Origin of the sequence: Paenibacillus sp. MMS20-IR301, from assembly GCF_032302195.1 — a bacterium.
Taxonomy (GTDB): domain Bacteria; phylum Bacillota; class Bacilli; order Paenibacillales; family Paenibacillaceae; genus Paenibacillus_AQ.
Genome location: NZ_CP135275.1, coordinates 5366241 through 5387346, shown reverse-complemented (window position 1 = coordinate 5387346; position 21106 = coordinate 5366241). Strand labels below are relative to the sequence as shown.

The window sequence follows — 21106 nt, the reverse complement described above, 5'->3', positions numbered from 1 at the left end:
AAGGCGGACGCTGGCGCTCCTGCAGTTCCAAAAATCCCCTCCGTTACTTCCATCTTTTATTGTATTTTCTCAAGATCAAACTCTATAGGCATGAAAGGGAGTAATAAGAGCAGGCATCCGCTGGCAAGCTAAGCGGATGCTGACCCCGGGTAAGCGGATGCTGAACAATAAGGTAATGCTATAATAATTAGGAGGGTAATCAAATGTCGAACGTAACATTGAATGTAGAAGGAATGTCTTGTGGTCACTGTGTAAGTGCTGTGGAGAAGGCGGTTAGCGGCGTAGGCGCGGCTGCTAAGGTTGACCTGCCGGCGAAGACAGTAGCGGTTGAATTCGACGAGAACACTGTAAGCCTTGAAGCCATTAAGGCAGCGATTGAAGATCAGGGCTACGACGTAGTTTAATTGCGGAAATTGTATTGGAAGGGCTTGGAGCCGGACACCCTATTGCTTAAGGGGAGCCTGCGACAGAGCCTTTTCTTTTCATTATAATTATACCCCTTGGGGGTATGCGGAGGTGTGTACAGCATGAACAAGATTGCAGAACCGGCAGGGCAGGCAACGCTGCAGATTACCGGGATGACCTGCTCTGCTTGTGCAGCGCGGATTGAGAAGGGACTGTCCCGCATGGAGGGGGTATCCCGGGCCAATGTTAATCTGGCTCTGGAGCAGGCTACGGTGGGGTTTGACCCGAATATCGCCGGCCTGCCGCAGATCGAAGAGAAGATCCGTTCCCTTGGTTACGATACGCTGAAGGAAACGGCAGATTTCGATATTTCGGGTATGACCTGTGCCGCCTGCTCGGCACGGATTGAGAAGGTGCTGGGGCGGATGCCCGGAATAGCGGCTGTTAATGTGAACCTGGCCCTGGAGACGGCCCATGTCGAATACTCCCCGGGCAATATCAGTACAGCCGAGATTATAGATAAGGTAAGCAGCATCGGGTATAAGGCGGCGCTGAAGCAGGACCGGAAGGATATTACCGCCCAGCGCGGGGAGGAGATCCTGCATAAGCGGAATAAATGGATTATCTCCGCAATCCTGTCACTGCCGCTGCTCTGGGCGATGGCCGGGCATTTCTCCTTCACCTCATGGATATGGACACCGGATATCCTGATGAATCCCTGGTTCCAGCTGGTGCTGGCAACGCCAGTACAGTTCCTGATCGGCTGGCAGTTCTACGTCAGTGCTTATAAGGCACTGAAGAACGGCAGCGCGAATATGGATGTGCTGGTGGTGCTGGGTACCTCGGCAGCGTATTTTTACAGCCTGTATCTGACAATAGACTCCCTGAAGATGAGCGGGATGAACCATACGGTAGATATGTATTATGAGACCAGCGCGATTCTGATTACACTGATTCTGGTCGGCAAATGGTTTGAGGCGCTGGCTAAAGGACGCTCATCGGATGCGATCCGCAGCCTGATGGGGCTGCAGGCTAAGACAGCGCTGGTTGTGCGTGACGGTGCTGAGCTGAGCATTCCCGTCGAGGAGGTAGTTCCGGGAGATATCGTACTGGTGAAGCCGGGAACTAAAGTTCCGGTAGACGGTGAGGTAGTAGAGGGATTGTCCTCGGTAGATGAGTCTATGCTGACCGGGGAGAGCATTCCGGTGGAGAAGAAACCGGGAGATGCTGTAATCGGTGCTACGCTGAACAAGAACGGCATGCTGCGGATCAAAGCCCGTAAGGTCGGCCGGGATACCGCGCTGGCGCAGATCATCCGGGTGGTGGAGGAGGCGCAAGGCTCCAAGGCGCCGATCCAGCGGATTGCGGATGTGATCTCCGGGATTTTCGTACCGATTGTAGTGGGCATTGCGGCCTTAACCTTTGTAATCTGGTATGTCTGGGGGGCACCGGGACAGTTCGCTGATGCGCTGGAGAAAGCGATCGCCGTACTGGTTATTGCCTGTCCGTGTGCGCTTGGGCTGGCAACCCCGACTTCGATTATGGCCGGCTCAGGCCGGGCGGCGGAGTTCGGCATTCTGTTCAAGGGCGGCGAGCATCTGGAAGCCGCGCAGGAAATTAAGGTGGTTGTTGTGGATAAAACCGGAACCGTGACAAGCGGCAAGCCGGTATTGACCGATATCGTGACCACTACGGGAATTGCCGCACAGGGGAAGGTGCTCGCCGAGAACCGGCTGCTGGCCGTTACTGCAGCCGCTGAGAAGCTCTCGGAGCATCCGCTCGCAGATGCTATTGTAGCCGGTGCACAGGGCAGGAATATTGAGCTGCCGCCTGCCGGGCAGTTCCAGGCCGTGCCGGGGCGCGGCGTCTCTGCTGTAGTAGACGGCCGCCGGGTCAGCGTAGGCACACGGCGGATGATGGAGGAGAGCGGCCTCGAGATTGAGCCGTGGGCAGCCATCATGACCCGGCTGGAGCAGGAAGGCAAAACAGCGATGCTGGTCTCGGTGGATGACGCGATAGCCGGAGTTGTAGCGGTGGCTGACACCATTAAGGAAACTTCGCGTGCAGCGGTAGCCAGATTACATGAGATGGGTATCGAGGTTGTGATGATCACCGGGGATAATCAGATTACAGCCCGGGCCATTGCTGAACAGGCGGGTATCCGCACGGTGCTGGCCGAGGTGCTGCCGGAGGGCAAGGCTGCCGAAATCCGCAGGCTGCAGAGCGGCGGAGTCAAAGTGGCCATGGTCGGTGACGGCATCAACGACGCGCCTGCGCTGGCCACCGCTGACACCGGCATGGCAATCGGTACGGGTACCGATGTGGCGATGGAAGCGGCGGATATTACCCTGATGCGCGGCGATCTGCTGAGCATCCCTGATGCTATTCTGATGAGCCGCAAGACGATGCGCAACATCAAGCAGAATTTGTTCTGGGCGCTCGCTTACAACACTATTGGGATACCGGTTGCCGCGCTGGGCTTCCTGGCTCCATGGCTGGCCGGAGCTGCAATGGCCTTCAGCTCTGTCTCTGTTGTGCTGAATGCGCTGCGGCTGCAGCGGGTGAAGCTGTAACACTGACAAAGTATAATAATTCATAGGATCGCCGGGGAGCTTAGCCCGGCGATCCTTTTTGCTCTTGGAGGATATGCTTTGATTTGATTTGCAGGAAGCTGATGATTATCTGCCTGCAGCCTTATCCTGTGTGTCCGGCTTCTTCCGGCCCAGCCGGTTCGTGCCGATCACCCCTGCGATGATCAGAAAGGAGCCGATCCCGTGGTACACCGTAATCTCTTCCCCCAGGAAGAAGGCCCCGGCTGCGATGGAGACGATGGTTGAGAGGTTGGCGAACACACTCATGAGGGACGCTTCGATTTTGGACAAGATATAGGTTGAAGTCAGGGTAGTGACCAGGGAGGCTATAACCCCCAGATATACAGCAGACATGATGAAGGTACCGCTCCGCAGCGGCCGCAGGAATTCACCGAGTGTTCCGCCGGCCGCATGTCCGGTGAGTGAAATAAGCAGGAAGGTTATGAAGCCGGTACCCATCAGCAGGTAGCTGAGTTCAGCAGGGCTGAAATGGCGGGAGAGTGAACGGGCCAGCACGCTATAACCGGCAAAAGCCAGACAGGTCAGGAACAGCAGCACGATTCCGGTCATATTGGACAGCTTAATGCTGCTTCCTTTCATGACGAAGATGAATACTACGCCAAACACAGACAGGAAGATACACAGCTTTTGCAGCAGGGTCGTCTTCTCCTTCAGGAAAATTGCGGCGATGATCATGGTCACGACCGGAGTAAACGAATAGAGGATTCCGCCCTCGGCGGAGGTGGCGTGCTGGAGTCCGAAGACTTGAAGCGTGAAGAAGCCCAGCGGATACATTGCTGCCAGCAGCAGTGCCCGGCCGACCGGCTTGCCGCGGTAGGAGAGCTTGACCCAGCCGAAGGCGGCCGGAACCGACATCACGGCAAATGAGGCAGCGAAGCGGTAGGTGAGCGTATCAAGCGGTCCGGCATGGCCGAGCGCTACTTTGGTGAACAGGAATGAGAATCCGATAATGACTGCATTGAGTACGGCAAAGCTGTAAGCCAGCTTAAGTCCTTGTTGCTGCATAGATAACATCTCCTTTTGCTGAAAGAACCGGATGCGGTGAAACATCAGATCTGTTATTTTAAAATTAAAGGGAAATCGGCAGTGGAGCAATGCCAGCTTTGCTTAACTGTACCGGTACAGTTGGCTGATCCTTGCAGGGCGCATGAAGCAGAATAGGGTAGTATGATACAAGAACATGAATTAAAGCCGGACGGGGGCGGACTGTGAGAAAGTTTCATGCGGTGATAGCTGAAATGGAGAAGCGGATGAAGGAGGGGCATTACCGTCCAGGGGACAAGCTGCCCTCTGTACGCAGTGCTGCTGAATTCTACAGCTGTAGTGTAAGCACCATTCTGCGCGCGTACGCGGAGCTGGAGAGAACACATGTGATCTATTCCATTCCGCAGAGCGGCTATTACGTGGTAGGTAAGACGGAGGATTCCGGGCCGGCGGGCGGCAGAGTGACTACTGATCTGGCCTCGGCTTCGCCTGACCTGAATGTATTTCCGTACTTGGATTTCCAGCATTGCCTCAATAAGGCGATCGACCAGTATAAGTATCATCTGTTCACCTATGGAGATGCGCTGGGGCTGGATACGCTGCGCCGCACGCTGGTGTCGCATCTGGCGGAGTATCAGGTTTTTGCCAAGGCGGAGCGGATTATCGTCACTTCCGGAATCCAGCAGGCACTGGAGATTCTGGCCAGAATGCCGTTTCCGGGCGGCAGAACGGAGATCCTTGTAGAACAGCCGGGTTATGATATCTATCTGCGGTATCTGGAAGCGGAGGGACTGCCCGTGAGCGGAATCAGCCGCTCTGCAGCCGGAATTAACCTGCGTGAGCTGGAGGAGCAATTTGCGAGCGGCCGGTTTAAATTTTTTTATACTATGCCGAGGTATCATAACCCGCTTGGAACGTCCTACAGCCCAGAGGAGCGGAAGGCCATTGCGGGACTGGCCGGCAAATATGATGTATATATCGCTGAGGATGATTATATGGCCGATCTGGGGACCGGGCGGCATTTCAATCCTGTGTATGCTTATGATCAGACTTCCCGTGTTATCTATATGAAGAGCTTTTCCAAAATTATCTTTCCGGGCCTCAGACTGGGTGCCGTTGTGCTGCCCGAACCGTTGCTGGAGACCTTCCGCGCGTATAAAGGGTATACGGACACCTCCTTGCTCTCCCAGGCGGCGCTTGAGGTCTATATCAAGAATGGCATGTACGGGCATCACAGGCACAACATTAAAGCCATGTATGCCAAAAGAATTCAGGCAGTATATGAGGCGCTTCAGCGGCATAATACGGAAGGTCTAATTGAAGCCTCTGCGGACAGTTCCGGGATATATATGCAGTTCAAGCTGCCGGTAACCGTAAATTTGGAGCGGCTGGTCAAGCGGCTGGATGAACGGGGGATCAGCGTTGTCCCCGGCAATGGATTCTACGTATCCGGCTACCGTGACCGGGATAAATTCATCCGTATCAGCATTTCCCGGGCCGGGTTCGAACAGATTGATGCGGCAGTTGCGGCCATTATTCAGGAAGTGAAGCGGGGAAGCGGATGGTGAGGAGCGGCGCTTCAGGTTGTCTCCGTGCACAAATATGTTCATAATATGCCATAGTACTGAGAATAGAGAGGTGGACTGAAGATGCAACCTGTAAGTGAAACAATCAAGCTGCTGCACCGCCATACTTCCGTCCGTCAATTTCAGGACAAGCCGGTCAGCGATGAGCTGCTGGCAGCTATTATCGGGGCGGGCCAAATGGCGTCTACCTCCAGCAATGTCCAGGCTTATTCGGTTATTGCCGTTACAGAGCAGCCGCTTAAAGCGCAGTTATCCGCCTTATCGGGTAATCAGGCATATATTGAGCAGTGTCCGGTGTTCCTGGTCTGGTGTGCCGACCTTTACCGGCTGCGTGAGGCTGCGGCTCCCCATCTGCAGGGAACGGAATCGTATGAGGATACGACTGAGAATCTGATCGTCGCTACTGTTGATGCTGCTCTGGCGGCACAGAATGCTGCCGTGGCAGCTGAGTCGCTGGGGCTTGGAATTGTCTATATCGGCGGCATCCGCAACGAAATTGCCAAGGCGGCTGAACTGCTAGGCTTGCCCGAGCTGGTCTATCCGGTATTCGGCATGTGCCTCGGCTACCCGGCCGCAGTGAATGGGGTGCGGCCGCGCCTGCCGCTGGCTGCGGTGCTGCATCATAACCGCTATGACGCCGGAACCACTGTGCAGCAGGCCGGGGTGTACGACGACATCTCGCGGGACTATATGCGTGAGCGGACCGGCGGACAGAGCGATACCGCCTGGTCAGAGATGATGGCGAAGCGCCAGACCCAGCCTTCCCGGCTGCATATGAAGGAGTTCCTGCTGAATAAAGGATTCATGCAGCGCTAAGCGGCAGACAGATGCTGCTGGCAAAGGCAAAGGCAGACCGCTGGTGCTTGAGGCCCTCCCCGATAAAGGGGGAGGGCTTGTTTGCTATTAGGGGGCTGTAGCCTGCCATGAGGATTCGGTGGTGGAACTCAATTCCACTAACGCTTCCACCAACGCTCCTACTAACGCCCCCACTAAACGCCTTTAATTCCGCTCGAAGTGGGCTGTACGAGGTAATCAGGGTAACTAACAGCGCATTCGGCCCAATCCCCTCCGTGGAGACCGAATGTAAACGGTTTTTCATATACAATTGGGCTGATTCCAGTGGGGCTGGACGGCGGGAAACTCAAGAGGAAAATTGCCTATGCTCCTGCTCAAATCGGACTGAACGAGAGGGCTGCTGCACCCGCACTCCCAATGGTTACATCACACCATTAATCATCGCTCCTGCCTGCCGCGGGGTAAGCCATGACAGCATTTGTTCAAATCGCAATCAATAATCCCTATATTTCACGCTAACTTCCCGCTAAATCGGGTACGCCCCAGAAGAATCGCATCGCCGTTGCTGTTTGTGCTAAAGAAGCCTGGGTGACAGTTGTCACCTGTAACCGGTGACAGTCCTTACTGATGTTCTATTACAGCCTCCGGTACTATAGAAATATAGCCGAGAGGGCTAACAGATACGGAGGGATCCAGGATGGAACAGGAACACATCATTGAAATAAGCGGGGTCAGCAGAAGCTTCCAGGATAAAAAAGCAGTCGATAATGTCAGCTTCACCATTAGCCGGGGATCGATTACGGCGGTGCTTGGACCGAACGGGGCGGGTAAAACGACCACCTTATCCATGCTGCTGGGCCTGCTGGAGCCGACGGAAGGAAGTGTCAGGGTGTTCGGACTTCCGCCCAAGGATGTCAAGGTGCGTGAGCGGACCGGCGCCATGCTGCAGGAGGTAAGCGTGATGGACCGGCTGAAGGTACGGGAAATTCTGTCGCTGATCCGCAGCTATTATCCCAAGCCGATGGAGATGGATGTGCTGCTTGAGGCCACCGGGCTTGCGCCGGCAGATCTCAGCCGCTTCGCCGAGAAGCTGTCCGGCGGCCAGAAGCGCAGCCTCAGCTTCGCACTGGCGCTGGCAGGGGACCCGGAGCTGCTGTTCTTCGATGAGCCGACGGTGGGACTGGATATTAACGCCCGGCGGCATTTCTGGGAGACGGTGAAGGGGCTGGCCGCCAAGGGCAAAACAATCCTTTTTACCACCCACTATCTGCAGGAAGCGGAGGATATCGCCGACCGGATCCTGCTGTTTAACCGCGGAGCACTTGCTGCAGACGGCAGTCCGGAGGAGATTAAGTCCCGGATCGTCAAGAAGTCTCTTTCCTTCCTGCCGCTGGGTGATCCTGCAGAGCTGCGGGGACAGCTGCTGAAGCTGCCGGGGATTGAAGGCTGCTATGAGAAGAACGGACGGCTGCATGTAACAACGGAGAGTACAGATGAGGCACTACGGGCTATTTTTACAGGGGGGCTGGCGGTAAAGGATGTTCAAATTGATCAGGGGAAGCTGGATGAAGCGTTCGAGCAGCTGACTATGAGCCTGGAGGAGAAAGCACAATGATGAAACAAATGATGGCCCAATGCAAGGCGGAGCTGCTGCGGATTATCCGCAATCCCTATTATGTGTTCTGGTCGCTGCTCATGCCGATTATGTTCTATTTTATATTTACGAAGGTGGTTAACACAGGAACGGATGATGCCCCGCAGTGGCAGGCGCATTATCTCATGTCGATGGCGGCTTTCAGTGTGATGGGCTCGGCGATCATGACGCTCGGCATCCGGCTGGTGCAGGAACGGACCCAGGGCTGGAATACGTACATCCGGATTACTCCGCTGCCGGCATCAGTTTATTTTCTGGGAAAAATGTTTGGCCAAACCGTAATGCATCTCTTCTCGGTGCTGTGCATCTTTGTGGCCGGCTATCTGATTAACGGGGTGTCGCTGTCTGCTGCAGAATGGCTGCTTAGCGGGCTGTGGCTGATCCTGGGTTCATTGCCATTTCTCGCGCTCGGTACGATTATCGGCTCAATGAAGCGGGTGGATACGGCCAGCGGAGTGAGCAACGTGCTCTACATGGGACTGGCAGTAGCCGGAGGGATGTGGATGCCCCTGGAGATTATGCCCAAAATCATGCAAAGCATCGGAAAGTGGCTGCCTTCCTACAATTATGGAAGCGGGGCGTGGGCCATTGTGAGCGGAGAGTCGCCGAAGTGGGATTCAGTGCTACTGCTCGCCGGCTACCTGGCCGTATTTATGCTATTATCGGTGTATATCCGAAAAAAACAGGAAGCGGTGTAATGTACAATGGCAGCACTTAAGCAGTTCCGGTTCTTCCCGCAAAGGTTTGGCTTTTTCCCTTTTATCTGGCTGATCTATCTGGTGTTCCCGGTCCTCAATCTTAAAGGGTACAGCGGATTAAAGCTGATGGCAGGGTACGCGCTGGTTGTGCTGTTCACGGTTACGTACCGTCAGCTCTACTGGTCGGTAGGCCGAACGTATTCCGTCTGGCTGGGGCTGCAGATGCTGCTGATTACGGTGTTATGCCTTGTGTTCAGTCCTTACAATCTGTATATGGGTTTTTTCACCAGTAACTTTATCGGCTGGTACACTGATTTGCGCAGGTTCAAAAAGGCTTTTGCAGTATTTACAGTGATGGTGATTGGTTTGGCGATTGTATGCTTTGGCCAAGTTTACACTACGGAGGGCCTGTTCCTGTTTCCTTTTGTTATGATGATGCTGATTTCGCCCTTTGGCATCCGCTCGATGAACCGCCGGCGGATGCTGGAGAAGGAGCTGGATCAGGCCAATGAGGTCATCAAGGAGATGGTCAAGCGCGAGGAAAGGATGCGGATTGCCCGTGATCTGCATGACACAATGGGCCATACTCTGTCGCTGATTACACTCAAGAGCCAGCTTGTCGAGAAGCTGGTCTCCAAGAATCCGGAGCGGGCGCAGGCCGAAGCGCGGGAGATTCAGCGCACTTCCCGCGCTGCGCTGCGCCAGGTAAGGGAGCTGGTCTCGGAGATGCGTGCGGTCTCTGTGGCAGAAGAGCTGGCTGAAGCCGGGGAGATGCTGCGCAGTGCAGAGATCGTGCTGGAAGTCGACGGTGATGCGGCGCTTCCGGAAGTATCCGACCTGACGCAGAATATCCTCAGCCTCTGCATTAAGGAGGCAGTGACGAACATCGTCAAGCACAGCCGGGCGAATCTGTGCCGGATCGGCATTGCAATGACGGCCGGAGAGGTGCGGATAACGGTGGAGGATAACGGCGTTGGAATCGGGGCCGGACAGCAGGGCCGGGGGGCTGAGGGAGAGGCACACCGCCAGGACGGCAATGGCATGAAGGGGATGGCCGAGCGGCTCGCGCTGATTGACGGTTCTTTGAGCCTGACTCCGCTGGCCGGCGGCGGAACGCTGCTGACTGTGGTAACTCCAAGAGTAGTCAAGGAAGGAAAGGATGGAGAAACAGCATGATAAGCATTGTGATTGCCGAGGATCAGCGGCTGCTGCGCGGGGCGATGGCCTCGCTGCTGGATCTGGAGGATGATATTGAGGTGGCCGGGGAAGCCGGGGACGGAGCTGAGGCACTGGCATTAATTGAACGGATTCAGCCGGATGTCTGTCTGATGGATATTGAAATGCCGCTGATGAGCGGCCTGGAGGTGGCGGAGATCCTGAAATCGCGGGGCTGTGCCACCAAAATCATCATCCTGACCACCTTCGCCCGTCCGGGATATTTTGAGCGGGGCGTGAAGGCCGGGATACAGGGATATCTGCTGAAGGATGAGCCGGTGGACAAGCTGGCGGAGGCAATCCGCCGGGTCATGGCCGGACACCGCGAGGTATCCCCGGAGCTGGTCTTCGGCAGCCTGCGCGAAGAGAACCCGCTGTCAGACCGTGAGCGGGAGATTCTGAAGCTGGCCGGAGCGGGCAAAAGCGCGGGGGAAATCGCTTCGGCGCTGCATCTCTCCTATGGCACTGTCCGCAACTACATCTCGGAGATTCTCGGTAAGCTGGAAGTGAAAAGCCGGATTGAAGCGGTGCGTCTGGCGGAGGAGAAGGGCTGGATGTAGAGTTGGGGACTGGCGGTAATTGCCGGCGGGAGGGTGATTAGAATTTTTGCTGTAGCGGCATAATTGGCGATGGAGAATCGGGCAGGAGGTTGGGCAGCGGACGGTGCTTGGAAGTTGAGTAAAATAGAGTGTTGGAGTGTTGTGGATAGCGGTGAGGGTAAGCTGGGGAGCATGAGGATGCTGGCAGTAGTGGGCTGCAGGGAATTAAGTGGAAAAACGACACTTAAAAATGGGGAAATCTCTATATGCGCTGTAATAGTTGGAAAAACAACACTTAATTTCACTCATACTAGCTAGAATGGGTAAAATAGAAAGAATTAAGTGTAGAAAATCCAACTAATCCCGTCACAGAAGATAGAGCGAAGAAATTAAGTGTCATAAATCCAATTAAATAGTACCGCACCTCCCTGCCCCCGGCCAAACCATCCGGCCATACTGCGGCAGCGCGGCTAAGTCTAACCCTTCGCCTGCTCCTCGCGCATCCACTGCGAGAGCTGGCGCTTCAGCCGGAGGAACTCCGGCGCGTCCAGTACCTCTTCACGGCGCGGACGAGGGAAAGGGACATCCACGCTGTGGATGACTGAACCGGGCCGTCCGGAGAAGACGTAGATGCGGCTGGAGAGCAGCAGCGCCTCTTCGATGTTGTGGGTGATGAACAGCACGGAGCGGCGGTTCTCCTCCCACAGCTCCAGCAGCCAGCGCTGCATCTGCTCGCGGGTCAGCGCATCCAGCGCGCTGAACGGCTCGTCGAGCAGCATCAGCTCCTGCGGCGACAGCAGGGCCCGCAGGAAGGCGGCGCGCTGCTGCATGCCGCCGGACAGCATATGCGGGTAAGCGTGCTCGAACCCGCTGAGGCCGACCTTGGCCAGCCAGTGCCGAGCAGCCTCGCGGGCACCCGGCTGCGGTGCCGCCTGCAGCTCGGTGCCGAGCAGGACGTTGTCGAGGATGCTCCGCCAAGGGAACAGGGCGGGCTGCTGCGGCATGTAGCTGATCCTGCCGCGCGCTCCGGTGACCTCGCTGCCGTCCATCCGGACGGTTCCGGCATCGGGCAGCGTCAGGCCGCCGATAATGTGGAACAGGGTGCTTTTGCCGCAGCCGGACGGGCCGACAATGGAGACGAACTCCTGAGGCGCTACCTTTAACGAGACATCATGGAGGACCGGGGTTTCCCGGCGGCGGTGGGTGAAGGTCTTCGAGACCCCGCTGACCTCCAGTGCAGGCGTAATGTTCCGGTGCTCAAGGCGGCTGGTGTCAATACCGTCCGTCTTGGTAAGTTTAATATCAGTAAGATGAGACAAGTCGGACCCTCCGTTCTTCTTTGCCCGTAAGCAGGCTGCTTCCGGGTGAATATCCTTCCATAAAGGCTATGCCTCTTTACGCGGCTTCCAGCGCACCAGCCACTTCTCCAGCAGCGCAATCAGTGCGAACAGCACGAGGCTCAGCAGCACAATAACGGCAATGGCGACGAACATCCGGTCTGCGCGGTAAGAAGCTTTCTGGAGCAGCAGATAATAGCCTATCCCTTTGTCTGCGCCAATCCACTCGGCAACGACGGCGCCCATGACGGCGTAGGTTGCGGAGATTTTGAGTCCGGAGAAGAGCGCGGGCAGGGAGCCGGGCAGCTCCAGCTTGGTGAAGATTTGCCATTTGCTTGCCCCGGCCATCTTCATATAATTCATCATTACCCCGTCACTTTGCGCCAGCCCGCCCATAGCGGCAACGGCGACCGGAAAAAAGCAGACGAGAGTGATTAGAACAATCTTAGGCAGCAGCCCGAAGCCGAACCAGACAATCAGCAGCGGTGCAAGAGCGATGGAAGGCACATTCTGGCTGAGAATCAGCAGCGGATAGATGGCCCGCTTAAGCCAGGGCAGCAGATGCAGCAGCAGGGCTACAATGAGGCCGATACCTGTGCCGACCGGGAAGCCGACCAGGGTCAGCCGGAGGGTAGCCGCCGTATGGGCCCAGATGCCGGAAGCATTACCCTTCGTTTCACGCGCAATATCCGCCGGACTCGGGAGCTGATAGGCCGGGATATGGAACAGGGAGACCGCTAACTGCCAGACGCCCAGAAAAAAGATGACCGCCACAAGGGGCGGCCAGATCAGTCTCCAGGTGCTTCTCACGGCCGGTATTTCTCCGTCAGCTTGTCCATGCTGATGCCGCCCGGGTTATGGGCGATTTTGATCTGCGAGATCACGCTTGGGCTGCCCTTGGCAATCAATGCCTCATGCATTTGCCGCACAACCTCAAGCAGCTCGGTAAGCTCGCCCTCCATCGTCGTTTCAAGCGGATTCACCTGATGCTTAACCCCCGACTGCTGAATTACCTCAATTGCCGTGTCCACGTAAGGGATGGAGTCCTCATTATTAGGAGTCTTGGGAATTACCTGAATGCTGAGCAGTGTATTAGCCATTATTAATCAATCCTCTCGGGTAGGTTATCGTTCCTGTAAGATATGGTTCCTGTAAATTACTGTTCCGGCAAAAATTCATTTGTAAACGTACCTGCTGCATCCAGCGGCTTGTCGAGCAGCTTCAGACCGTACATCCAGTCGGCATAATTCTGCCATACTTCCAGCTTCTGCTCACCCCAGCGGGCGGCATCGTCTTTATATTTCGGGCTTAGCCATTTCTGGCTGGCCAGAACCAGCTCAGGATCAAGATCAGGCACGGCATCGGACAGCACTACAGCCGCTTCTTCCGGATGATCGATTGCATACTGATACCCTTTCGACGTAGCCTTGAGGAAGGCCTTCACCACTTCAGGATGCTCGGCGATTTCCTTCTCGCTGGTCGTCAGCACCGGCGTGTAATAATCCAGCTGCGGCGCGTAATCCTTCAGGTACAGCATGTCCAGCGGCTCCCCGCGCAGTTCGGCCTCGATACCGGTCCAGGCGTAGAAAATCCAGGCGAAGTCAATATCGCGCTTCACGGCGGTGAAGAAATCGGCTTCGCCGATGTTCACCAGCTTCACTTTGGAGACATCTCCGCCTTCAGGGTCCATGATCGCTTTCATGGCTGCTTCCTCTGCCGGAGAACCCCAGCCGCCGTAAGTTTTACCTTCAAAATCCTTCGGCGTCTTAATATTCCGGTCCTTCGGAGCGGCGAAGCCTGAAGTATTATGCTGAATGATGGCAGCGACGGATACGAGCGGCACATCCTGCAGGCGGGCCAGTGTCAGTGCCTCCTGCGCGCTGATGCCGAACTGGGCTTCGCCGGAGGTGACCATCGTATCGGAGCCGGCAGCGCCAGGCTGCACGATCTCAACGTCGAGGCCTTCCTCGGCGTAATATCCCAGCTCTTTAGCGGCGTACAGGCCGGTGTGATTCGTGTTTGGTGTCCAGTCCAGGGCGATCTTGACCGGGATTAACGCCGCCGGTGCCTCAGTAGCCGTGCCGGCGGTTGCCTCAGGAGCAGCCGTGCTGTTCCCGGCGGCAGGCTCGCCGCCTCCGCCGTTGCCCGCTGCGTTCCCGCTGTTGTTCCCGCCTCCGCAGCCGGCTATCATGATTACAAGCAGGCAGCTGAGCACGAGCAGCAATGTTTTTTTGACTCCCATTCCTTATCTCTCTCCTTCCAGCAATCCCTAGTCTTCCAAAATTCAGAATAACGCATACCAAAAAAGCGCCCCGGAGATCCGGGACGCCAGTTACTTGCGCAAGGGGGTTCAATGCAGGACCCGTAAAGGGGCTGTAATTGAATGAAAATTCCTACGCTGGCATTATCCAGATCAGGTATAAGGGTCAGTATCTTTCCGCAGATATGGATACCCTCCTGTTACGGACGTTCTGCCATTTCTGCTTGCGGGATACAATCTCAGCCGGCCAATTCCAGCACCCCTGGTTCTATGAAGTTCACGGGTATTGCTATGTTCTTACGGTGTATTATAGACGGCACTTTGCCGGTTGTCCAGTCTATGACCCTTAATCTTTATCATAGAACCGTTTTCTGCGGCGGCTGCGTACTGCGTTCCAGGCCTCTCTGAACGTCAGCCCGAGGCTGACTGCAATCCCTGAAAAGGTGAGGAACAGGGCGAAATATTCAAACGGGGAGTATCCCAGCATTTTGCCCCAGTCGATCTTTCCCTTCAAGTCCTCGATGACCTGATTCATGCCGTAAATCCCGCTGACCACCGTAAACACAGTGAGTACCATGAGCAGCGTGTCCCGCCGCTTGGCCTGGAATTTATCCTGATACTGAAACAGGTCATTCAGCGTCATTTTCACCTCATCAAAGAGGGCATCATTGCCGTACACCTTCCGCAGCTGGAAAAAAATCTCCCGGCCCTGCGACTGCGAAATCAGCTCCAGAAAATAGAACTTGGCCGAAAATTTGTTGATCAGGAAAATCAGATTCTCGATTTCATCGGAATCGTGGTTGATGCGCAGCCGGGAGTGCAGGTTGGCGAGCTTCAGGAGCACGATTTTATGAAAAATACTCAACAGGAAGCCGTAATAATACTCGCCGTACATCTGATTGATCAACTGGGTGGCGACGTCCGGCTTAGCCCGGCTCAGACAGCAGAAGGTCTGCTCATTGGTCATGTAATAGGTGTCCGGTCCCCAGCGGCTGTAGCAATGCTCACGGGTATACTGCTCAATATATTCGGGATCGCTGGCACTCATATAGGGCCTGTTCTCCACATTCAGCCCATCCAGCTGGGAGGCCCGGTAACGCAGCTCCACACTGATCTCATCGTCATCCTCCCGGCGGTCAAAGCCGTAAAAAGCCTGTACCAGCATCCGCTCATCGACGAAGAAAGGCAAGGTTTCAAAATATGCGCCATTGATTTCCGCAGGGTCCAGAAACGGCTCCAGGCCGGACACCAGATCCTTGAATACGAAATCCTCTACCTGATCGAATGATTTATCCTCGCAGTGGATACGGGTCTGTTTATCCTGATAAGAAACATCCTCCAGCATACGGAAGCGGTCGGCGAATTCCACCGCTATGCTGAAGGGGAGATGCTCCTCCCGGATTTCGACCCTGACATTAAGGAAGCCGAGCTGAAACGGGCAGATGAACACATCGGTGGAGAGCACGCGGAAATTCACAGGCTGAAGCGGCATGTCGAGCCGGCAGTCCAGATTGTTCGCACGGGAGAAGCGCCGGAAGGAGTCGGTATCCTTCTCACGCGGAAACAGTACATGGGCGGCAAACGGCAGGTAGCTGCGCTCCATTTTCTCATGAGAGACACAGTGCTTTTCCCCGTAATAAGCATGCTCCAAACCTTTATTGTCCAGAAAAAAAGGCATAAACCCGTCCTCGCGCAGGCGTCCAATCAGCTCCTTGTCCTCTCCCGTCTTAATGGAGAACGGGAAAATGAATTGCAAGAGTGCTGTATGAAGCGTGGGTTCGTTCGCAAATTCAGTTTGTCCGGATTGCTGCTCAGCCATATTGGACTCCGTCCTTATAATCAGAATAATGATCCTGCCTGCTATATTACCCGATTTTCCATGCGGCCACGCTAAGCAGGAATAATGCGCCGGCGAGCGCGGCCAGGAGCGCCGATGTCTGTGCAAGCTGCAGATGATCCATGGACCAGCCGGTGAGGAGCGGTAATACCGCCCCGCCGATTCCGCCGGAGGCGATCATGATGCTCGGTGTGGATTCCTCGGCTCCGGGCAGCAGCTTGCTGGAGAAGACGAGGGCGATGGAGAAGAGGCCGGACATGAACAGCCCAAGCAGCAGAATGACGGCAAATGCGGCAATCCGGTGCTCGGTAAACGGGAAAATAATCAGTAAAAGCAGTGCGGCAAAGCAGCTGACCAGCACATAAAGGCGGTAAGAGAACCGCTCGGCAATACTGCCTGCGAACAGCCTGCCGGCCGACATGGCCAGCCAGAAGAAGGTGACGGTCAGTGCCGCCGAAGCCTCGCTCATGCCCAGCTTGGCGATAAAGATCGCCGGCATGAAATTAACCAGACTCATCTCCGTGCCTACATAGAGGAAGAAGAAAACAATGAACAGGCCAAGCAGGACCCATTGTTTGCCTTTGTACGGCAGCTGGCTGAACCGGGTTCGGATGCTGCCTGCTGCCTGGCGCGGCGGGCGCTCATCCAGCACCGCCTGCAGCTTCCCGAAGCCGCCTTTAGCCCAGAAGAGCAGGGAGATGAGGGAGAAGGCGGCAACAATCAGAAAAGCCAGCCTCCAGTAGCCGGCGGCGATAAGCGGGCTGGCAATCAGCGGCATAAGCAGTGCGCCTACGCCGAACAGCACCTCCAGCCGGCTCATGGCGATGGCCGTGCCCTCTGTGACGGCTGCAATAATGATCGTGCCGATGACGGCCTCGATCATCCCGAAGCCGAAGCCTGCGGCTACAGCGATAACGTACATCCAGCCCCAGGGCGGGAGGAACGCATAGGCGGTTTCCGCAACGAGCAGCAGGCCGGTGGCGATTAGTATGCCGCCGCGTTTGCCGAAGCGGCGGTTCAAGAGCGGTGAGACCAGCACACCGGCGAGGAAACCGGCAAACTGGCTGAAGATCAGCTCGCCTCCGGCACTGTAGCTGCGGTCATAATGCTGGAGCAGCACCGGCAGAATAGAGCCCAGCACGACATGTGCAAGACCGATGACGAAATAGGAGAGACAGCCGATCCAGATTAATTTTTTCAAGGGGAGAAGCTCCTTCTGGTTGAATTTATGAGTCGGCTCCGGGATTCAATATGAACCGGGCGGGTACACTACACAAGGCACAGTTTTTATAATAAATCCAAATTGCGGAAGTGAATATACAAACTTATATTCACCTGATCAGGAAGGGGTTTTATGACAATGGAGCAACAAGAGCTGGAGAAGAAAATCGTGCAGGCGCTGGATGACAACAAGTTCGGATCCTTCGGCACCATCGAAGCCGGCAACAAACCGAAGGTGCGTTATATGGCTGTTTTTCATGACGGGCTGGATATTTACCTGGCTACGGACCGCCGCACCCATAAAGTCGAGGAGCTGCAGACTAATCCGCATGCCTGTCTGCTGCTCGGCTATGAACAGGGCGGAGGCAAGGATGTAGTGGAGATTGAAGCTACAGTGACTGTGAGCAAGAACGAAGGCCTCCGGGCCAAGGTTTGGAACAAGGCACTGGAACAGTGGTTCAAAGGCCCGGATGATCCGGACTATGTCATTCTTGAGCTTGCCCCGGCACGAATTGAATATACGGGCAGCAACAAGGAGAATGGCGTATGGCAGCGGACTGCGGCCGGATCAGTAAAATAATTATTGCGCCGCCTATCTCCCCCGAATCATAGATGGCATATGGGAAATCATGCTATAATTGCGTGAGTATTTCGACATCCTGAGGCGGAGGGGATTGCCATGAATTGTGTTGACTGCGCTGACATTGACCCGATAGAAGACGAAGGGGAGCTGAAGCTGCGCCCCTATTCTGTTCCGCTTGCCGCTGCGGTCAGGGCTGCAGGATATGATGTGTATGGAACCGGAAGGACCTGCATCATTCCCTATGCCTGCAAGGAGGATCTGCTCGGGCTGATTGAGCTGCTGGATTTGTATCAGCGGCAGCATGAGCCAGCCTTATCCTTATGCATCAAGGGCAGTGGTGCCGCCGGCTCCAGGGACCGCTGGCTTACACTGGACCAGCTGAAGGTCCGCTTTTCCAGTGAGAATCTGGTATCCATTATAATGAGCCATGATTTCTGCAGCTTTATGCAGCCGATTGTGGACTTCAGGGAAGAGATTGTAGGCTTCGAACTGCTGCTGCGGCCGCTGCCGCATGGCAGCTACTTTCAGCCCTATGAGCTGTTTGAGATTGCCCGGCGCACAGGTTTTCACTCCTTTCTGGACCGGGCAGCCCGGATCTCGGCTATTGAGACCAGTACCCGATTACTGCCCAAGGGCATCAAACGGTTCATTAACTTTCTGCCATCCTCCATCTATAATCCGAAGTATTGTCTAACCCATACGTTTGAGACGATTCAGCGGCTGGATCAGAACCCTGAGGATTATGTGTTTGAGGTCGTAGAAACGGAGAAAATCAGCGATATTTCACATCTTCGCGCGATTTTTGCCGAATACCGCCAGCAGGGGATGCTGGTGGCGCTGGATGATGTCGGTGCCGGGTATTCAACGGTCGAGGTGATGTCCAGCCTGCAGCCGGATTATGTTAAGATTGACCGCGAGCTGATCAGCTTCTGCGATCAGAATACGGACAAGCAAATCATCCTTAAGGAGATTGTCTCCCGGGCTGGGGATTTCGGCGCAAGTGTGCTTGCGGAAGGAATCGAACGCCGTGAGGAGTTTCTGTTCTGCCGGGATATCGGCATGGATTTGGGTCAGGGTTATCTTTTCGGGAAACCGGAGGACAAGCCGCCGGCTCATTTCGGTTTCAGTGCTTGAATGATGCAGGATTATTCTCCCCGGAGTGCAGTATGCTTGCTGCCTGCTTCCGGGGATTTGTTATGTAATATGAGGAGTGCGGCTATGGGCAGCCAAGCCTTGGGAGAGAAGGGAGCGGAAAGAATAGTGGGTGTTACATTGCTGTACGTAGAGGATGAGCGTGAAATCGGAACTGCCGTTTCGGCCGATTTACGGGAAAGGGAATATGCTGTCCGCTGGCTGGAGAGCGGGGAAGGTGTGCTGGAAGCAGCGGAGGGCTGTCAGCTGGCTATTCTGGATGTCATGCTGCCCGGTCTCGACGGGTTCACTGTCGGCCAGCGCCTGAAGCGGGCGTATCCGGGTCTGCCGATCCTGATGCTCTCAGCACGGACCTCAATAGATGACAAGCTGCAGGGGCTGGAGTTCGCTGATGATTATCTTACCAAGCCGTTTCATCCTGATGAGCTGGCTGCACGGATTGAAGTCCTCTTAAGACGCAGCGGTACAGCAGCATCTGCTCCGCTCGCGCTGCGGCATCTGATAGTTGAACCGGGCAGCAGTGTGATCAGGGAGGCAGCCAGCGGCCGGGAAATTATGCTTACAGGTAAGCAGTTTCAGATTTTCTCCTATTTGCTGCGCCATCTCGGCCAGATTCTCACCAAGGAGCAGATCTATGAAGCGGTCTGGGGCGAGAGCTATATCGAAGGCGACAAGACACTTATGGTACATATCCGTTATCTGCGTGAAAAGCTGGAGCTGGACCCGGCGGCACCGGAGATTATCGAAACGGTGCGGGGCATCGGCTACCGGGTGCGGCCGTGAAGCGGACGGGGCAATACCGCATCTTTCCGCGCCGCTCACTGCTCTCCCGCTACTTGCTGATTATTATCGTCGCGCTTCTGTTCATCCCTGTGTTCATTCCCCTGCTGTTTCTTGGCTACAATATCTTCGCCAGTCTGAATCAGGGGGAGCCGGCGGCAGAACATACGCCATATTCCAACATCAGCGAGCTAGAAGTGAAGTGGCATCAGGAAGCGCAGCAGCTGCTCGGCCAGGAGCCGGAGGCTATTGATGAACGGCTCGGGCAGCTAAGCACAGAATATCCGCTTGCCGGAATGTTCTGGGTAGACGGCAAGGGAACCACCCGGGTACAGCTGTCCTCCAGGCTTCCTGAACTGAAGGAGCAGGCGATTCCTTTGCAGTGGAGTCCCGCTGATGCCATTGCCTTTATGAAAAAAAGCGCTGCGCGTGATCCGCTCGCCATTGTTGCTTTTATCGGCGACAAGGCTGAAGCCGGGGAAGGCTTCATGGTGATGCAGATACCGGAGAGTGTGCAGGGGGAGCCTTATCTTCAGACACGGGGCTTCTGGTACATGGTATTGCTGCTCTTGCTGTTTGCCGGATTTGTTGTTGTATCCCTGCTGTATTTCATTAGTATCCGCAGACGGCTGCTGCGGTTGCAGACAGCCATGAGATTCACTGATACGGACCGGTTGCCGCAGCTGATTGCGCTGGGCAGACAGGATGAGATCGGCCAATTGGAGGAAGCTTTCAATACAATGGTGCTTGAACTCGGGACCAGCCGGACCCGGGAAGCCGAGGAGGAAGGGCTGCGCAAGCGGCTTGTAGCAGATCTGTCTCATGACCTGCGTACTCCGCTAACGGTCATCCGCAGCCATCTGCATGTGCTGGGCAGGGAGGAGCTGTCGCCCCGGGGACAGGAATCACTGGTGCTGATGGATCAGCGGATTGACAGCCTCGGTGTGCTGATTGAGAACCTGCTGTCTTATAATCTCCTTACCAGCGGGCGGATCACGCTGAATCTGGAACGCCGGGATGTGCTGAGGCTGCTGCGCGAAAGCGCTGCCGCCTGGTATCCGCTCTGGGAGAAGGAGGGCTTCGAGATTGAGATGGAGCTGGAGGCGGCTCCGCTGTACTGGATGGTGGATGACAGCTGGTTCCGCAGGGTACTGGATAATCTGTTCCAGAATATTCTGCGCCATGCGCGCATAGGCAAGTATGTGGCGGCCCGCACCGAAATCCGCGGTGGCAAGCGTGTCATTGTCATCGCGGACCGCGGGGCCGGCCTGAACGGAGGCACGGATTCCAAAGGGGCGGGCCTCGGCCTGTCCATAGTCGATCTGCTGCTGAAAAGGATGGAGCTGGAATGGAGTATGCAGAGCACCGGTAAGGGAACCGAGATTGTAATCTGGAGCAGGCAGCAGGACCGGGAGATTTTAAACAAAATTTAAACTGGCCCCTTCCGT

Annotated in this window: 19 protein-coding genes and 1 riboswitch; of the genes, 12 read left to right on the top strand and 7 right to left on the bottom strand. The window is 55.6% G+C overall.

The genetic code is table 11. The annotated features are described in order from the left end of the window. Positions 1-203 precede the first annotated feature (203 nt). Positions 204-404: a copper ion binding protein gene (locus LOS79_RS22975; RefSeq protein ID WP_315412598.1), complete on the top strand. Its 201-nt coding sequence runs from the start codon at positions 204-206 to the stop codon at positions 402-404. Between the two features lie 123 nt (positions 405-527). Then, positions 528-2978 carry a heavy metal translocating P-type ATPase gene (locus LOS79_RS22970; RefSeq protein WP_315412596.1) on the top strand — a complete coding sequence of 817 codons (2451 nt, stop codon included), beginning with the start codon at positions 528-530 and terminating at the stop codon, positions 2976-2978. Positions 2979-3083: 105 nt separating this feature from the next. Here LOS79_RS22970 and LOS79_RS22965 read toward each other — a convergent pair whose 3' ends face one another. Beyond that, a complete protein-coding gene (locus LOS79_RS22965; protein ID WP_315412594.1) occupies positions 3084-4022 on the bottom strand; it encodes a DMT family transporter in 939 nt (312 codons plus the stop codon). A gap of 203 nt (positions 4023-4225) precedes the next feature. Between LOS79_RS22965 and LOS79_RS22960 the strand changes: the two genes are divergently transcribed. From LOS79_RS22960 to LOS79_RS22935, 6 genes are all read left to right on the top strand, one after another. Next, a complete protein-coding gene (locus LOS79_RS22960; RefSeq protein ID WP_315412593.1) occupies positions 4226-5569 on the top strand; it encodes an aminotransferase-like domain-containing protein in 1344 nt (447 codons plus the stop codon). A gap of 81 nt (positions 5570-5650) precedes the next feature. Continuing rightward, positions 5651-6403: an oxygen-insensitive NADPH nitroreductase gene (gene nfsA, locus LOS79_RS22955; protein WP_315412592.1), complete on the top strand. Its 753-nt coding sequence runs from the start codon at positions 5651-5653 to the stop codon at positions 6401-6403. Between the two features lie 676 nt (positions 6404-7079). Beyond that, positions 7080-7997 carry an ABC transporter ATP-binding protein gene (locus tag LOS79_RS22950; protein WP_315412590.1) on the top strand — a complete coding sequence of 306 codons (918 nt, stop codon included), beginning with the start codon at positions 7080-7082 and terminating at the stop codon, positions 7995-7997. Beyond that, on the top strand, positions 7997-8734 hold the full coding sequence (locus LOS79_RS22945; RefSeq protein WP_315422409.1) for an ABC transporter permease: 738 nt from the start codon (positions 7997-7999) through the stop codon (positions 8732-8734). The genes LOS79_RS22950 and LOS79_RS22945 overlap by 1 nt, the downstream gene beginning before the upstream one ends. Before the next feature lie 6 nt (positions 8735-8740). After that, the gene (locus tag LOS79_RS22940) at positions 8741-9910 is read left to right on the top strand and encodes a sensor histidine kinase (protein WP_315412588.1); all 1170 of its coding nucleotides are present in this window, start codon (positions 8741-8743) and stop codon (positions 9908-9910) included. Beyond that, positions 9907-10509 (top strand): response regulator transcription factor, encoded by a 603-nt coding sequence (locus LOS79_RS22935; RefSeq protein WP_315412586.1) that lies wholly within the window; start codon positions 9907-9909, stop codon positions 10507-10509. The genes LOS79_RS22940 and LOS79_RS22935 overlap by 4 nt, the downstream gene beginning before the upstream one ends. Positions 10510-10964: 455 nt before the next feature. Here the strand turns inward: LOS79_RS22935 and LOS79_RS22930 are convergent, their stop codons facing one another. The 6 genes from LOS79_RS22930 to LOS79_RS22905 form a co-directional block, all read right to left on the bottom strand. After that, positions 10965-11789 (bottom strand): ABC transporter ATP-binding protein, encoded by an 825-nt coding sequence (locus LOS79_RS22930; RefSeq protein WP_315422407.1) that lies wholly within the window; start codon positions 11787-11789, stop codon positions 10965-10967. An 84-nt stretch (positions 11790-11873) separates the two neighbouring features. Then, positions 11874-12635 (bottom strand): ABC transporter permease, encoded by a 762-nt coding sequence (locus LOS79_RS22925; RefSeq protein WP_315412585.1) that lies wholly within the window; start codon positions 12633-12635, stop codon positions 11874-11876. After that, a complete protein-coding gene (locus tag LOS79_RS22920) occupies positions 12632-12925 on the bottom strand; it encodes a thiamine-binding protein (RefSeq protein WP_315412584.1) in 294 nt (97 codons plus the stop codon). The genes LOS79_RS22925 and LOS79_RS22920 overlap by 4 nt, the downstream gene beginning before the upstream one ends. Positions 12926-12981: 56 nt before the next feature. After that, on the bottom strand, positions 12982-14067 hold the full coding sequence (locus LOS79_RS22915; protein WP_315412582.1) for an ABC transporter substrate-binding protein: 1086 nt from the start codon (positions 14065-14067) through the stop codon (positions 12982-12984). Between the two features lie 131 nt (positions 14068-14198). Then, a riboswitch (TPP riboswitch) is annotated at positions 14199-14359 on the bottom strand. 72 nt (positions 14360-14431) lie between these two features. Beyond that, entirely contained in the window at positions 14432-15904 is a 1473-nt protein-coding gene (locus LOS79_RS22910; RefSeq protein ID WP_315412580.1) for a hypothetical protein, read from the bottom strand. Positions 15905-15950: 46 nt separating this feature from the next. Further along, a complete protein-coding gene (locus LOS79_RS22905) occupies positions 15951-17123 on the bottom strand; it encodes an MFS transporter (RefSeq protein WP_315412578.1) in 1173 nt (390 codons plus the stop codon). Between the two features lie 159 nt (positions 17124-17282). Between LOS79_RS22905 and LOS79_RS22900 the strand changes: the two genes are divergently transcribed. The 4 genes from LOS79_RS22900 to LOS79_RS22885 all read left to right on the top strand — a co-directional run bounded on the left by LOS79_RS22900 (position 17283) and on the right by LOS79_RS22885 (position 21091). Next, positions 17283-17723: a pyridoxamine 5'-phosphate oxidase family protein gene (locus LOS79_RS22900; RefSeq protein WP_315422405.1), complete on the top strand. Its 441-nt coding sequence runs from the start codon at positions 17283-17285 to the stop codon at positions 17721-17723. Between the two features lie 99 nt (positions 17724-17822). Next, entirely contained in the window at positions 17823-18860 is a 1038-nt protein-coding gene (locus LOS79_RS22895) for an EAL domain-containing protein (RefSeq protein ID WP_315412576.1), read from the top strand. Between the two features lie 84 nt (positions 18861-18944). After that, a complete protein-coding gene (locus LOS79_RS22890; RefSeq protein ID WP_397386681.1) occupies positions 18945-19661 on the top strand; it encodes a response regulator transcription factor in 717 nt (238 codons plus the stop codon). Continuing rightward, the gene (locus LOS79_RS22885) at positions 19658-21091 is read left to right on the top strand and encodes a sensor histidine kinase (RefSeq protein WP_315412574.1); all 1434 of its coding nucleotides are present in this window, start codon (positions 19658-19660) and stop codon (positions 21089-21091) included. The genes LOS79_RS22890 and LOS79_RS22885 overlap by 4 nt, the downstream gene beginning before the upstream one ends. Positions 21092-21106: the final 15 nt, after the last annotated feature.